Source organism: Citrobacter amalonaticus, from assembly GCF_001559075.2.
Classification (GTDB): Bacteria; Pseudomonadota; Gammaproteobacteria; order Enterobacterales; family Enterobacteriaceae; genus Citrobacter_A; species Citrobacter_A amalonaticus_F.
Genome location: NZ_CP014015.2, coordinates 1,232,034 through 1,246,891, shown reverse-complemented (window position 1 = coordinate 1,246,891; position 14,858 = coordinate 1,232,034). Strand labels below are relative to the sequence as shown.

General features: G+C 55.5%; 16 protein-coding genes. 13 read left to right on the top strand and 3 right to left on the bottom strand.

What is annotated here, in order from left to right:
- The first annotated feature begins 2 nt into the window (after positions 1-2).
- On the top strand, positions 3-347 hold the full coding sequence (locus tag AL479_RS05915) for a gamma-glutamylcyclotransferase family protein (protein ID WP_042999209.1): 345 nt from the start codon (positions 3-5) through the stop codon (positions 345-347).
- A 162-nt stretch (positions 348-509) separates the two neighbouring features.
- Here the strand turns inward: AL479_RS05915 and ppa are convergent, their stop codons facing one another.
- On the bottom strand, positions 510-1,040 hold the full coding sequence (ppa, locus tag AL479_RS05910; RefSeq protein WP_061075418.1) for an inorganic diphosphatase: 531 nt from the start codon (positions 1,038-1,040) through the stop codon (positions 510-512).
- A gap of 307 nt (positions 1,041-1,347) precedes the next feature.
- On the opposite strand from ppa, the gene ytfQ reads away from it, so the two are divergent.
- From ytfQ to AL479_RS05880, 5 genes are all read left to right on the top strand, one after another.
- Complete coding sequence (gene ytfQ, locus AL479_RS05905) at positions 1,348-2,304, top strand: galactofuranose ABC transporter substrate-binding protein YtfQ (RefSeq protein ID WP_042999211.1); 957 nt, start codon at positions 1,348-1,350, stop codon at positions 2,302-2,304.
- Between the two features lie 465 nt (positions 2,305-2,769).
- Complete coding sequence (gene ytfR / locus AL479_RS05895; protein ID WP_061075416.1) at positions 2,770-4,272, top strand: galactofuranose ABC transporter, ATP-binding protein YtfR; 1,503 nt, start codon at positions 2,770-2,772, stop codon at positions 4,270-4,272.
- A 13-nt stretch (positions 4,273-4,285) separates the two neighbouring features.
- Positions 4,286-5,308 (top strand): galactofuranose ABC transporter, ATP-binding protein YtfT, encoded by a 1,023-nt coding sequence (gene ytfT / locus AL479_RS05890; RefSeq protein ID WP_061075415.1) that lies wholly within the window; start codon positions 4,286-4,288, stop codon positions 5,306-5,308.
- Complete coding sequence (gene yjfF, locus AL479_RS05885) at positions 5,295-6,296, top strand: galactofuranose ABC transporter, permease protein YjfF (RefSeq protein WP_061077936.1); 1,002 nt, start codon at positions 5,295-5,297, stop codon at positions 6,294-6,296. The genes ytfT and yjfF overlap by 14 nt, the downstream gene beginning before the upstream one ends.
- Positions 6,297-6,377: 81 nt before the next feature.
- Positions 6,378-7,490, top strand: a complete 1,113-nt coding sequence (locus tag AL479_RS05880; RefSeq protein WP_081093641.1) for a methyl-accepting chemotaxis protein — start codon at positions 6,378-6,380, stop codon at positions 7,488-7,490.
- Between the two features lie 92 nt (positions 7,491-7,582).
- Here AL479_RS05880 and fbp read toward each other — a convergent pair whose 3' ends face one another.
- Positions 7,583-8,581 (bottom strand): class 1 fructose-bisphosphatase, encoded by a 999-nt coding sequence (gene fbp, locus AL479_RS05875; protein ID WP_042999215.1) that lies wholly within the window; start codon positions 8,579-8,581, stop codon positions 7,583-7,585.
- A 175-nt stretch (positions 8,582-8,756) separates the two neighbouring features.
- On the opposite strand from fbp, the gene mpl reads away from it, so the two are divergent.
- Complete coding sequence (mpl, locus tag AL479_RS05870) at positions 8,757-10,136, top strand: UDP-N-acetylmuramate:L-alanyl-gamma-D-glutamyl-meso-diaminopimelate ligase (RefSeq protein WP_061075414.1); 1,380 nt, start codon at positions 8,757-8,759, stop codon at positions 10,134-10,136.
- 97 nt (positions 10,137-10,233) lie between these two features.
- On the opposite strand, the gene yjgA is transcribed toward mpl, so the two are convergent.
- Positions 10,234-10,785, bottom strand: coding sequence for a ribosome biogenesis factor YjgA (yjgA, locus tag AL479_RS05865; RefSeq protein ID WP_061075413.1), 552 nt, complete (start codon positions 10,783-10,785; stop codon positions 10,234-10,236).
- Positions 10,786-10,880: 95 nt separating this feature from the next.
- Here yjgA and pmbA point away from each other — a divergent pair, with 95 nt between their 5' ends.
- The 6 genes from pmbA (at position 10,881) to AL479_RS05830 (ending at position 14,857) form a co-directional block, all read left to right on the top strand.
- A complete protein-coding gene (pmbA, locus tag AL479_RS05860) occupies positions 10,881-12,233 on the top strand; it encodes a metalloprotease PmbA (protein WP_061075412.1) in 1,353 nt (450 codons plus the stop codon).
- Positions 12,234-12,331: 98 nt separating this feature from the next.
- Complete coding sequence (gene cybC / locus AL479_RS05855) at positions 12,332-12,718, top strand: cytochrome b562 (RefSeq protein WP_061075411.1); 387 nt, start codon at positions 12,332-12,334, stop codon at positions 12,716-12,718.
- A gap of 325 nt (positions 12,719-13,043) precedes the next feature.
- Complete coding sequence (locus tag AL479_RS05845) at positions 13,044-13,382, top strand: glycine dehydrogenase (protein ID WP_061075410.1); 339 nt, start codon at positions 13,044-13,046, stop codon at positions 13,380-13,382.
- Positions 13,383-13,393: 11 nt separating this feature from the next.
- On the top strand, positions 13,394-13,756 hold the full coding sequence (locus tag AL479_RS05840) for an SFCGS family glycine-rich protein (protein ID WP_012134368.1): 363 nt from the start codon (positions 13,394-13,396) through the stop codon (positions 13,754-13,756).
- Between the two features lie 2 nt (positions 13,757-13,758).
- Positions 13,759-14,058, top strand: a complete 300-nt coding sequence (locus AL479_RS05835; RefSeq protein WP_042321633.1) for a DUF4312 family protein — start codon at positions 13,759-13,761, stop codon at positions 14,056-14,058.
- Between the two features lie 22 nt (positions 14,059-14,080).
- The gene (locus AL479_RS05830; RefSeq protein ID WP_042321636.1) at positions 14,081-14,857 is read left to right on the top strand and encodes a DUF4311 domain-containing protein; all 777 of its coding nucleotides are present in this window, start codon (positions 14,081-14,083) and stop codon (positions 14,855-14,857) included.
- Position 14,858 lies beyond the last annotated feature (1 nt).

Sequence of the window (14,858 nt, the reverse complement as noted above, 5' to 3'; positions counted from 1 at the left end):
CAATGCGAATATTTGTCTACGGCAGTTTACGAACCAAACAAGGCAACAGCCACTGGATGACCAACGCCCAGTTGCTGGGCGATTACAGTATCGATAACTACCAGTTGTATAGCCTGGGCCACTATCCAGGCGCAGTTCCGGGGAACGGAACGGTACACGGTGAGGTTTATCGTATTGATAACGCCACTCTGGCCGAGCTGGATGCGTTGCGCACCCGCGGTGGTGAATACGCACGCCAGTTGATCCAGACGCCGTACGGTAGTGCATGGATGTACGTGTACCAGCGCCCGGTAGAGGGATTAACACTGATCGAAAGCGGTAACTGGTTAGACAGAGACCAGTACTGAGAAAAACGCGCCACCTTCGGGTGGCGTTGTTTTATGCGCCGACATGCCTTTCGGGGAGTCAGCCTTCCTCTGTGTGCTTTATGACCTTTCGTCAAAATACAGGCATAAAAAAACCCTTACTGACCGGTAGCCGGCGTTCAGGGTTTTCAGCGTTCAGCGAACTTATTTCTTCGCCGCGCGCTCGAAGGAGGCCACGATTTCAGCTTTAGCGGCTTCTGCGTTGTCCCAACCGTCCACTTTCACCCACTTACCTTTTTCGAGATCTTTGTAGTGCTCGAAGAAGTGCGTGATCTGTGCTTTCAGCAGTTCCGGCAGATCGTTCACATCGTTGATGTGATCGTACTCTTTGCTCAGTTTGGTATGCGGTACGGCAACCAGTTTTGCATCTTCACCGGATTCGTCGGTCATTTTCAGTACGCCAACCGGACGGCAACGGATAACGGAGCCTGGCTCCAGTGGGTACGGAGTCGGGACCAGCACGTCAACCGGATCACCGTCCAGGGACAGGGTGTGGTTGATGTAACCGTAGTTGCACGGATAGAACATCGCGGTGGACATGAAGCGGTCAACGAACAGTGCGCCGCTCTCTTTGTCGACTTCGTATTTGATCGGATCGGCGTTAGCTGGGATCTCGATAACAACGTAGATATCTTCCGGCAGATCTTTACCGGCCGGGACGTTGAGTAAGCTCATGTCTGTTTCCTTTAACTGTGTCGTAAACAAGTGGCGAGTATTATAGCGATCTCGCGCCGAATGTCTCCGCCTGATTTCGATTTCACACGCCTCGTCCCCGCCTTTTCAGACCACTCGCATGACAGGAAAATCCATAACCATAGCCGCATCATTCATAGGTAAATGGAAGCGATTACAAACTTGTGATTAACGTTCTATTTACTTTTTTGAAGTGTGATGTAACGCAATCCGTTACATGCTCGATTGTCTATAGTTTTTTCGCGACTGTTTCTTAACCAACAATAACCTACCCTACGAGGACACAGTTATGTGGAAGCGCTTACTTATCGTCACAGCAGTTTCGGCAGCCATGTCGTCTATGGCCATGGCCGCCCCATTAACCGTAGGATTTTCGCAGGTCGGCTCTGAGTCCGGCTGGCGCGCCGCAGAGACCAACGTGGCGAAAAGCGAGGCCGAGAAGCGCGGCATCACGCTGAAAATCGCTGACGGTCAGCAAAAGCAGGAAAACCAGATTAAAGCCGTGCGTTCATTTGTCGCTCAGGGCGTCGATGCCATCTTTATTGCGCCGGTCGTGGCAACAGGGTGGGAGCCGGTGCTGAAGGAAGCGAAAGATGCCGAGATCCCGGTTTTCTTGCTCGATCGTTCCATCGATGTAAAAGACAAATCTCTCTATATGACCACCGTCACCGCTAACAACGTGCTGGAAGGTCAACTGATCGGCGACTGGCTGATCAAAGAGGTGAACGGCAAGCCGTGTAATGTGGTTGAGCTGCAGGGCACCGTCGGCGCCAGCGTGGCCATTGACCGTAAGAAAGGGTTTGCTGAAGCCATCGCCAAAGCGCCAAACATCAAAATCATCCGCTCTCAGTCCGGCGACTTTACCCGCAGTAAAGGTAAAGAGGTTATGGAGAGCTTCATCAAAGCGGAGAACAACGGCAAGAACATCTGCATGGTTTATGCCCATAACGATGACATGGTGATCGGCGCTATCCAGGCGATCAAAGAAGCGGGGCTGAAACCGGGCAAAGATATTCTGACCGGTTCTATTGACGGTGTACCGGACATCTACAAAGCGATGATCGACGGTGAAGCGAATGCCAGCGTTGAACTGACGCCGAACATGGCAGGCCCGGCCTTCGATGCGCTCGAGAAGTTCAAGAAAGATGGCACGATGCCTGAGAAAGTCACGATCACCAAGTCGACGCTGTACCTGCCGGATACCGCGAAAGAAGAGTTAGAGAAGAAGAAAAACATGGGCTACTAAGTTCGGGCTCTCTGTAGGCCTGATCAGCGAAGCGCCATCAGGCGTTGGGGTGCCGGATGGCGACGCATAGCGTCTTATCCGGCCTACAAACCAGCACCGTAGGCCTGATAAGCGAAGCGCCATCAGGCGTTGGGGTGCCGGATGGCGACGCATAGCGTCTTATCCGGCCTACAAACCAGCACCGTAGGCCTGATAAGCGAAGCGCCATCAGGCGTTGGGGTGCCGGATGGCGACGCAGAGCGTCTTATCCGGCCTACAAACCAGCACCGTAGGCCTGATCAGCGCAGCGCCATCAGGCGTTGGGGTGCCGGATGGCGACGCAGAGCGTCTTATCCGGCCTACAAACCAGCACCGTAGGCCTGATAAGCGCATCGCCATCAGGCAAATGTTCTGCCGGATGGCGGTGTAACCGCCTTATCCGGCCTACGGGCCTCCAGGGCCACACTCTTGTCGCGGAGGGCAATTATGATCGCGGAACAACACCAGGAGATCCTCCGTACAGAGGGATTAAGTAAATTCTTTCCTGGCGTCAAAGCGCTGGATAACGTCGATTTCAGCCTGCGTCGCGGCGAAATTATGGCGCTGCTCGGTGAGAACGGAGCCGGAAAATCCACGCTCATCAAAGCGCTGACCGGCGTCTATCATGCCGATCGCGGTACTATCTGGCTGGAAGGCAGTGCTATCTCCCCCAGAAATACCGCACATGCCCAACAGCTGGGCATTGGCACGGTCTATCAGGAAGTGAACCTGCTGCCGAATATGTCGGTGGCGGATAACTTGTTTATTGGTCGTGAACCGCGTCGATTTGGTCTGCTGCGGCGCAAAGAGATGGAAAAGCGCGCCACGGCGCTGATGGCGTCTTACGGTTTTTCCCTCGACGTGCGTGAACCGCTGAACCGCTACTCGGTGGCGATGCAACAGATCGTCGCGATCTGCCGGGCGATCGATCTTTCCGCCAAAGTTCTGATCCTCGATGAACCCACCGCCAGTCTTGATACGCAAGAGGTTGAGATGTTGTTCGGCCTGATGCGGCATCTGCGCGATCGCGGCGTGAGTCTGATCTTTGTCACCCATTTTCTCGATCAGGTCTATCAGGTCAGCGATCGGATCACCGTCCTGCGTAACGGCAGTTTTGTCGGCTGCCGGGAAACCCGCGAGCTGCCGCAGATTGAACTGGTCAAAATGATGCTGGGACGCGAGCTGGACACCCATGCGCTACAGCGTGCGGGGCGTACCTTGTTGAGCGATAAACCGGTTGCCGCGTTCAAAGATTTCGGTAAGAAAGGGACGATCTCCCCGTTCGATCTCGACGTGCGACCTGGTGAGATCGTCGGTCTGGCCGGACTGCTTGGATCCGGACGCACCGAAACGGCTGAAGTGATCTTCGGTATCAAACCGGCGGACAGCGGCAGCGCGCAGATCAAAGGCAAGCCGCAGACGCTGCGATCCCCCCATCAGGCGTCATGCCTTGGGATCGGTTTTTGCCCGGAGGATCGGAAAACGGACGGCATTATCGCCGCCGCTTCAGTGCGGGAAAACATCATCCTGGCCCTACAGGCCCAGCGCGGCTGGTTGCGGCCGATTGCGCGCAAAGAACAAAACGACATTGCCGAGCGGTTCATCCGTCAGCTTGGCATTCGTACCCCCAGCGCAGAACAGCCGATCGAATTTCTCTCCGGCGGCAACCAGCAAAAAGTGCTGCTGTCGCGCTGGCTGCTGACTAAGCCACAATTTCTGATCCTCGATGAACCGACGCGAGGGATTGACGTGGGCGCGCATGCCGAGATCATCCGCCTGATCGAAACGCTGTGTGCCGATGGTTTGGCGCTGCTGGTGATCTCCTCGGAGCTGGAGGAACTGGTGGGCTATGCGGATCGGGTGATCATTATGCGTGACCGCAAACAGGTGGCGGAGATCCCGCTGGCTGAACTGTCCGTTCCGGCGATCATGAACGCCATCGCGGCGTAAGGAGACTCTTGTGATGCCCCAATCTCTCCCGCAAACCACGCCGCCAAAGCGACGCTTTCGCTGGCCGACCGGCATGCCGCAGCTGATTGCGCTGCTGCTGGTGCTGTTGGTGGACAGCCTCGTCGCCCCTCACTTTTACCAGGTTATATTGCAGGACGGGCGCCTGTTCGGCAGCCCGATCGATATCCTGAATCGCGCCGCCCCTGTCGCGTTGCTGGCGATAGGGATGACGCTGGTCATTGCCACCGGCGGCATTGACCTTTCCGTTGGCGCGGTGATGGCCATTGCCGGAGCCACGACCGCGGCGATGACCGTCGCCGGTCACAGCCTGCCGGTGGTGCTGCTTGCCGCATTGGGGACCGGCGTGCTGGCTGGCCTGTGGAATGGCGTTCTGGTGGCTATCCTTAAAATTCAGCCGTTTGTCGCCACGCTAATCTTGATGGTGGCGGGTCGCGGCGTGGCGCAGCTGATCACCTCCGGACAGATTGTCACCTTCAACTCGCCTACGCTCTCCTGGTTCGGCAGCGGTTCGCTGCTGCTGTTCCCCACGCCGGTGATTATCGCACTGATCACGCTGCTGCTGTTCTGGCTGCTGACCCGGCGAACGGCGCTCGGAATGTTTATTGAAGCGGTGGGGATTAACATCCGGGCGGCGAAAAATGCCGGGGTGAACACGCGAGTCATCGTCATGCTTACCTACGTGCTGAGCGGATTGTGCGCGGCGATTGCCGGGATTATCGTCACGGCGGATATACGCGGCGCCGATGCCAACAACGCCGGATTGTGGCTGGAGCTGGACGCCATTCTGGCGGTGGTGATCGGCGGTGGTTCCCTGATGGGCGGGCGCTTTAATCTGCTGCTGTCGGTGGTGGGCGCGCTGATCATTCAGGGGATGAACACCGGGATCCTGCTGTCCGGGTTCCCGCCGGAGATGAACCAGGTGGTCAAAGCCATCGTGGTGCTGTGCGTACTGATTGTGCAGTCACAGCGCTTTATCAGTTTGCTAAAAGGAGTGCGTGGTCGTGATAAAACGTAATTTACCGTTAATGATCACCCTCGGGGTTTTCGTGCTGGGTTATCTCTACTGCCTGACTCAGTTTCCCGGCTTTGCCTCCACGCGCGTGATCTGCAACATTCTGACCGATAACGCCTTCCTGGGGATCATCGCCGTGGGGATGACCTTTGTGATCCTCTCCGGCGGGATCGATCTCTCCGTGGGGTCGGTGATCGCCTTCACCGGCGTATTCCTGGCGAAAGCCATCGGCTACTGGGGGATCTCGCCGCTGCTGGCGTTTCCGCTGGTCCTGGCGATGGGCTGCGCGTTTGGCGCGTTCATGGGGTTGCTGATTGATGCGCTGAAGATCCCGGCGTTTATCATCACGCTTGCCGGTATGTTCTTCCTGCGCGGGGTCAGTTATCTGGTATCGGAAGAGTCGATCCCGATTAACCATCCCATCTACGACACGCTATCCAGCCTGGCGTGGAAAATCCCCGGCGGTGGGCGTCTGAGCGCGATGGGCCTGCTGATGCTGGCGGTGGTGGTTATTGGGATTTTCCTCGCGCATCGCACCCGGTTTGGCAATCAGGTGTATGCCATTGGCGGGAATGCGACATCGGCAAATCTGATGGGGATTTCCACCCGTAGCACAACGATCCGGATCTATATGTTGTCAACCGGGCTGGCGACGCTGGCCGGGATTGTCTTTTCTGTCTACACCCAGGCTGGCTACGCGCTGGCAGGGGTCGGTGTGGAACTGGACGCCATTGCTTCGGTGGTGATTGGCGGTACGTTGCTGAGCGGTGGAGTCGGTACGGTTCTTGGAACGCTGTTTGGCGTGGCGATTCAGGGGCTGATCCAGACCTACATTAACTTCGACGGCACGCTCAGTTCATGGTGGACGAAAATTGCCATTGGCGTTTTGTTATTTGTTTTCATTGCGTTGCAGCGCGGTCTGACGGTGCTTTGGGAAAATCGACAGAGTTCGCCGGTCACGCGGGTCGGCCCGGCGGCTACGCCGAAGTGAGACACAGATTTTACTTAAACACCTAAACTTTTTCCGGTTGTTGTCGATAGTTTCTGTATATCTTACAACCGGAAAATAACGATGCCAAAATCCCTCTCCCTACGAAATACCCTGTTGGTTTTATTGTCGCTTATTACCCTGTTATTGCTGCTAACAGGCGGCATGGGGATTTACGCCTCCACGCGAATCATTACCTCATGGATCTATTACGGGGTGATGACCGCGACGACGCTGACGGCCATCGCCCTGCTGGCGGTGGTCTGGCTGTTAATGCGTAATAACCTACTGAAACCGCTCGATAATGTGGTTGAACAACTGGAACGCCTGGCAACGGGAGATTTGTCGGCGGCGGAAAGCCGTTATGCCAGCGCCGAGTTTAATCGTCTGCAGGCCGCGCTTGAAGGGATGCGCATGGCGCTGAGTGAGTCCGTCAAACGTGTTCGCGATGCCAGTTCGCAGATCGACACCGGCAGTCGTGAACTGACGGCGGGCAACATTCATCTGGCGACACGCACCGAATCGACGGCGACCTCGCTGGAACAAACTGCCGCCAGCATGGAAGAGCTCACCGCAACGGTGAAACAGAATGCGGAAAACGCCGATCAGGCGCATCAACTGGCGAAATCGGTTTCAGATACCGCCGATCGCGGCAGTGAAATGGTGTGTTATGTCATTGAAAAAATGCGCGACATTTCCGGCAGTTCTAATCGTATCGCCGATATTCTTGGCGTGATCGACGGGATTGCATTCCAGACCAATATTCTGGCGCTGAACGCCTCAGTTGAAGCGGCGCGCGCGGGAGAACAGGGACGCGGTTTTGCCGTGGTGGCGGGCGAAGTGCGCAATCTGGCCAGCCGCAGCGCGGAGGCCGCAAAAGAGATCCGTACGCTCATTGGTGATTCGCAATCTCAGGTCGGTGAGGGCAGCGATCTGGCGATGCAGGCGGGCGAAACGATGGATGAGATTGCCAGCGAAGTCATGCGGATGACCAAACTGATGCGGGAAATCGCCAGCGCGTCGCAGGAGCAGAGTCGCGGTATCGAACAGGTGAATATCGCGGTGAGTCAGATGGATGAAACGGCACAGCAGAATGCGGCGCTGGTACAACAGTCTTCTGCGGCAACCCGCTCGCTGGAAGAGCAGTCGCACGCGCTGATTGAAGCGATGGCGTCGTTTAAATTGCAGACCGCCTGATGTGAAATGCCGGATGACGACGTTGACACGTCTTATCCGGCCTACGCAGCTATTGTAGGCCGGATAAGCGCTAGCGCCATCCGGTAAGGGGTTTACGCGTCCGGGAATTCCCGGATAAAGCGCTCGACATCTTCAACCATATGGTTGTTGCCGACGAAGAACGAACGACGCTGATGCAGGCTTTCCGGGGTGATATCCAGAATACGTTCTTTCCCGTCGCTTGCCTTGCCGCCCGCTTGCTCTGCAAGGAACGCCATTGGGTTGCATTCGTACAGCAGACGCAGTTTGCCGTCCGGGTGGCTGGCGGTGCTTGGGTAGAGGTAGATCCCGCCTTTCAGCAGGTTACGATGGAAGTCAGCAACCAGTGAGCCGATGTAGCGTGAGGTATACGGGCGCTGCGTGGATTTATCCTCTTCCTGGCAGAACTTGATGTACTTCTTCACGCCGTTCGGGAATTTGATGTAGTTGCCTTCGTTAATGGAGTAGGTGTTGCCTTTCTCCGGGAAGCGCATCCGTTCCTGACACAGGCAGAACACACCCAGTGATGGGTCGTAAGTAAAGGCATGGACACCGCAGCCGGTGGTATAAACCAGCATGGTGGAAGAGCCGTAAACCACGTAACCCGCAGCAACCTGTTTGTTGCCCGGTTGCAGGAAATCTTCTTCAGTGACCGGCGTACCGACAGGCGTCACGCGGCGGTAGATAGAGAAAATGGTCCCGACAGAGACGTTAACATCGATGTTGGACGATCCATCCAGCGGATCCATCAGCACCACGTATTTCGCGTGTTCACAGCCTTCGAAAACGACGATTTCATCTTCTTCTTCAGAGGCAATACCCGCGACGATATCACGCGCCTTGAGTGCAGCTTTCAGTTTTTCGTTCGCGAACAGGTCGAGTTTCTGCTGAACCTCACCCTGTACGTTCTCAGCACCGCTGGCACCCAGGATATCGACCAGACCGGCCTTGTTGATATCGCGGTGGATGATCTTGGCGCCCAGCTTTATTGCCGACAACAACGCAGTGAGCTCACCTGTAGCATGAGAGAACTCGTGCTGCTTCTCGACAATAAATTCACCTAACGTTTTCATAACACTTTCCCTGCAATTAATATGGAGTAAAGCGACCGTAACAATCTTAACAAATATTTCAGTGGCTGCGCTCAGGTGAATCGCGCCAGCAAACTACGGATTATCCTGAAATGCGTTTCTCACTTGGCTGACATATGCGTAAAATGCCCCCTGGGTTAAATTAGGATAGTGACGTATGCGCATTCATATTTTGGGAATTTGTGGCACGTTCATGGGCGGTCTGGCGATGCTGGCGCGCTCGCTCGGTCATGAAGTAACGGGTTCGGACGCCAATGTGTATCCGCCGATGAGTACTTTGCTTGAGAATCAGGGCATCTCCCTGATTCAGGGTTATGACCCCAGTCAACTCGACCCGCAGCCGGATTTGGTGATCATTGGCAATGCCATGACCCGTGGGAATCCGTGCGTTGAGACGGTGCTGGAGAAAAACATTCCGTTCATGTCCGGTCCGCAGTGGCTGCATGACTTTGTGTTGCGCGATCGTTGGGTGCTGGCCGTCGCGGGAACGCACGGTAAAACCACGACCGCCGGCATGGCGACCTGGATTCTGGAAGTCTGCGGTTACAAACCCGGTTTTGTGATTGGCGGCGTGCCGGGGAATTTTGACGTTTCTGCGCGTCTGGGCGAAAGCGACTTCTTCGTGATTGAAGCGGATGAGTACGACTGCGCCTTCTTCGATAAACGCTCCAAATTCGTACATTACTGCCCGCGTACGCTGATCCTCAATAACCTTGAGTTTGATCATGCGGATATCTTTGACGATCTGAAAGCGATCCAAAAGCAGTTCCACCATCTGGTCCGTATTGTGCCGGGGCAGGGGCGGATCATCTATCCTGAGCACGACATCAACCTGAAGCAGACGATGGCGATGGGCTGCTGGAGCGAACAGGAGCTGGTGGGCGAACAGGGCCACTGGCAGGCGAAAAAGCTGAACGTCGATGCTTCTGAATGGGAAGTGTGGCTGGATGGTGAGAAGGTCGGCGAAGTGAAGTGGTCGCTGGTCGGTGAGCACAACATGCACAACGGTCTGATGGCGATCGCCGCGGCCCGTCATGTTGGCGTACAACCGGCGGACGCGGCTCAGGCGCTGGGATCATTTATTAATGCCCGTCGTCGCCTGGAACTGCGCGGTGAAGCAAACGGCGTCACGGTGTATGACGATTTTGCCCATCACCCGACGGCGATTCTGGCAACGCTTGCGGCGCTGCGCGGAAAAGTAGGCGGCACGGCGCGCATCATCGCCGTGCTGGAACCGCGTTCCAACACCATGAAGATGGGGCTGTGCAAAGACGATCTGGCACCGTCATTGGGCCGTGCGGATGAAGTCTATCTGCTGCAGCCACCACATATTCCGTGGCAGGTCGCGGAAGTGGCGGAAGCCTGCATCCAGCCTGCTCACTGGAGTGGCGATGTTGATACGCTGGCTGAGATGATCGTGAAAACGGCGCAGCCAGGCGATCACATTCTGGTGATGAGTAACGGCGGGTTTGGTGGCATTCACCAGAAACTGCTGGATGGTCTGGCGAAGAAAGCCGAAGCGGAAGCTGAAGAGTAAGAAAAATGCCCGGTGGCGCTGACGCTTACCGGGCCTGCGGGCTTGTAGGCCGGATAAGACGCTTTGCGTCGCCATCCGGCCTGTTTAGCGTACGGGATTACTCTTCGTTTTCCGCCAGTTCGCGCAGATACTGGAAGATCTGACGCGCGGATTTCGGCGGCTTATTCCCTTCTTTCTCTTTCTTCGCATTGCGGACCAGCGAGCGAAGCTGTTGGCGATCGGCGTGTGGCCACAGATTCAGCACCTCTTCTACCGCGTCATCGCCTTCATCGATCAGGCGATCGCGCAGTTGCTCAAGCTTGTGAAACAGCACCACCTGTTGGTTGTGGCGATTTTTCAGCTTATCCAGCGCCTGGCGGATGGGATCCACCTCGCGTTGGCGCAGCATTTTACCAATCAACTGCAACTGGCGGCGGCGACCTTCCATCTTGATACGCTGGGCCAGCTCAATGGCGGCACGCAGGTCCGCATCAAGCGGGATCTTGTCCAGCGCGTTTTTCCCCAGATCCACCAGTTCCGCGCCCAGGCGTTTTAGCTCCTCGGCGTCGCGTTTAATTTCACTTTTGCTGACCCAGATAATTTCATCGTCTTCGTCTTCGATGTCATCACCGGGAACGTCGTCGAGCCAGTCTTCGGGCTGCTTTGTCATGTCAGGCTCCTTAAAAAAAGAGGCTAATGTTACCAGTTAAGATGCGCACTGAAAAACGGTTCTCTGTTAGACTTCAGAGAAACTCTCTCTACATTATGGCATTTGCGATGAAAGTAATCTCACAAGTTGAAGCGCAGCGTAAGATTCTGGAAGAAGCAGTCTCGACAGCGCTGGAGTTAGCCTCAGGCAAATCGGACGGGGCGGAAGTCGCCGTAAGCAAAACGACCGGCATCAGTGTCAGCACCCGTTATGGTGAAGTGGAGAATGTCGAATTCAATAGCGATGGTGCACTGGGGATTACCGTCTATCATCAGAACCGCAAAGGCAGCGCCTCATCGACCGATTTAAGTCCGCAGGCGATTGCCCGTACCGTCCAGGCGGCGCTGGACATCGCGCGTTACACCTCGCCGGACCCGTGCGCCGGTGTGGCCGACAAAGAACTGCTGGCCTTTGACGCCCCGGATCTGGACCTGTTCCACCCGGCTGACGTTTCTCCGGACGATGCCATTGAACTGGCGGCGCGTGCCGAACAGGCCTCTCTGCAGGCCGACAAACGCATCACCAATACGGAAGGCGGCAGCTTTAACAGCCACTATGGCATTAAAGTGTTCGGCAACAGCCACGGCATGTTGCAGGGCTATTGCTCCACCCGTCATTCGCTTTCCAGCTGCGTAATTGCCGAAGAAAACGGCGATATGGAGCGCGATTACGCTTACACGATCGGGCGTGCGATGGGCGATCTGCAAACGCCGGAATGGGTGGGCGCAGACTGTGCTCGCCGCACGTTATCCCGCCTGTCGCCGCGTAAACTCTCGACCATGAAAGCGCCGGTGATTTTTGCCAACGAAGTGGCAACCGGGCTGTTTGGCCATCTGGTTGGCGCAATTGCGGGCGGTTCGGTGTACCGCAAATCCACGTTCCTGCTGGATTCGCTGGGCAAACAAATTCTGCCTGAATGGCTGACCATTGAGGAGCATCCACACCTGCTGAAAGGACTGGCCTCCTCACCGTTTGACAGCGAAGGCGTGCGCACGGAACGTCGTGACATTGTGAAAGATGGCGTTCTGACCCAATGGCTGCTGACCAACTACTCCGCACGCAAGCTGGGGCTGAAAAGCACCGGTCATGCGGGCGGCATTCATAACTGGCGTATTGCCGGACAAGGGCTGAACTTTGAGCAGATGCTTAAAGAGATGGGCACCGGGCTGGTGGTCACTGAACTGATGGGCCAGGGCGTGAGCGGCATCACCGGGGATTACTCCCGTGGCGCAGCCGGTTTCTGGGTTGAAAACGGAGAAATTCAATATCCTGTCAGCGAAATCACCATCGCCGGAAACTTAAAAGAGATGTGGCGCAATATCGTGACTGTGGGTAACGATATTGAAACGCGTAGCAATATACAGTGTGGTTCAGTGCTGTTGCCGGAGATGAAAATCGCCGGGCAGTGATACCTGTCATCCTTCGGGCTACAGATGCGCTTGTCGCCTTTCTGCTGCCCGAAGGCTACAGCGTATCCGTTCTATTAAAAATAAGAAGGAAGTGAGCAATGCGTAAACACCTGTTAGCAATCATCGCAGCTTCAACGTTAGTTTTGGGCTCTTCCGTGTTCGCCGCCGAACTCGAAGAGAATATGGAAACGCTTAACGATAACCTGAAGGTCATCGAAAAAGCGGATAACGCGACGCAAGTGACGGATGCGTTAACCAAAATGCGCGCCGCTGCGCTGGATGCTCAAAAAGGCACACCGCCAAAGCTGGAAAGCAAAGCCTCCGATAGCCCGGAAATGAAAGATTTTCGTCATGGTTTTGACATCCTCGTCGGCCAGATTGACGGCGCGCTGAAGCTGGCAAACGAAGGGAAGGTCAAAGAAGCGCAGGCCGCGGCGGAAGAATTCAAAACCACCCGCAACGCGTACCACAAGAAGTATCGTTAATTTATAGCGCGGTTAAGTGAAAGCAGGCCGGATAAGATGTTCGTGTCGACATCCGGCATTTTTAGCAATCCATAAGTAAACGTAATATTCATCACACTTTCTCATTTTCTTCGTCAATGTAATTGTTCTTTCGGCTACGTCTTTTTCCGCTTTCACTTGCGATATTCATCACACTTTCCCAGCGATAAATCATCAAAACCGCCTTTTCTGTGGAACAGATCACTATTGCCACTCGCCTTTCCACTTCGAAGTGGAAAACAACTCGCTACAAACTTTTTACCCCCACCGCTAGTTTTAACCCAGAGCCATTAACGGGGTAAGACGAGTGAATAACGGAGCAGTAATGAACGACATGGGGGAACAGGTGGCGCAGATTGGTGAACTGGCCGATCGCATGCTGGCGCAAGTGTATGCCTTGCTGCGTGAACATCACATCATTCCCAACGCCGTACAGGAACAAATGCTGACGTCTCACGTTCGCGCCATGGCGCACCGGTCGGTGACCGGCGAGCCTTTGCCGGAAGTGGAAGCCAGTTTGTTTGATGAAATTTCAGCCGATTCAATGGCGCTTGCCCGCGACGTGGTCGCAGCGTTTGGCAACCTTCCCGAGGAAGAAGCCTGGCTGCTGTCCGTCCACTTTGAAGTCGCGAAAGACAACCTTTAAGGAGCAACAACATGGAACAGATTACAGTCGTGATTGGCGATCGTCTGGGTAAAGGCCAGAAAGTGGCGGCAGGCGTCGAGAAAGCCGGTGGTCGTGCGGTGGTGGTACCGGGCGTTGCCGCGGATATGAAACTGGGGGACGTGATGAAAGCGGAAAACGCCACGTTCGGCATCTCTTTTTGCGGCAGCGGCGGCGCGGGCGCCATCACTGCACAGAACAAATACGGTTACAAAGCCAAATACGGGATGCGCTCTGTGGATGAAGGCGTAACAGCGATTAACGAAGGCTGCAACGTGCTGGGGTTCGGCTTTATGGATAAAGAAGAGCTTGGCGAGCGTCTGGTTCAGGCGTGGCAGAAAAAATACGGCGCGTAAGTATGAAAGAACAATTCACCACAACGGTGAGAGTCACCGGTAAAGGCGAAGCCAAAGCGCGCGCCTTTGCCGATGCCCTGAACCACGTTCAGGCCGCGGTCATGAAGGCATCGCCGCATATTTTACTGCGTATTGAGCCACAGGATGTGCAGGTTGTTCAAGCGCGTGAAGCGGTGCGCAAAGAAGCGTTTTTGTTCTTCTTTCTGCGCCGGGAACGACGCACTTACAGCGTGGAGCTGGATGTGACCGTCAACGTGACAGCCATCAATCTGGACAAGGTGGATTTTGTCTCGCAACGCTGATTCTTGTTAAGAAGGCATAATTATGTTCCTGATAATTTTAATAAAATCGCTCATCATCGGTGCCCTCGTCGGCGTGGGTGTGGGGGCCGGGGCTGCACGCATGTTTCATGCGCCTACCACACAGGGGATGGGTGCGTTTCGAACTCTGGGGGAGCTGAATTCCTGCGAAGGGGATCCGGCTTCTCACTTCTCGTTTGGTCTGGGCTTTTTCTTCAACGCCTGGGCCTCATCCGTTGCGGCGGGCTCGTTCACACAGGACGTGGATCACCGCATCATTCCTAACTGGGGCGCGGCAGCGCTGATGATCAAAAACCGCAACGTCGGTGAAACGCTGCATGACCCGAAAAAAATGGCGATTGCCTGCGGCATCATCGGCATGATTGTCGTGACCTTCCTGAACCTCACGGCTTCTTCCGTACCGGAAGCGTTGCAGGTGACCGCCGTTAAGGTGCTGGTCCCTGCGGCAAACCTGCTGGTCAACACCGTGATGCCGGTGATCTTCTGGCTGGCGGCGATCGACGCCGGTAAGAAATCAGGCTTCTGGGCAACCGTTTTCGGCGGCGCGGCACAGTTGATCATGGGTAACGCCGTACCGGGTCTGGTCCTCGGCATCCTGATTGGTAAAGGCGTTGAAGAGAGCGGCTGGAATCATGTGACCAAAGTGATGATGGCGGCCATCGTCCTGCTGTTCGTCCTGAGCGGCTTCTTCCGTGGCTTCGACATGAAGATGATCGAATCCTTCCACATGACCGTGCCGAACTGGCTCGAACTGATCCACAACTCGCTTAGCGGCAAATAAC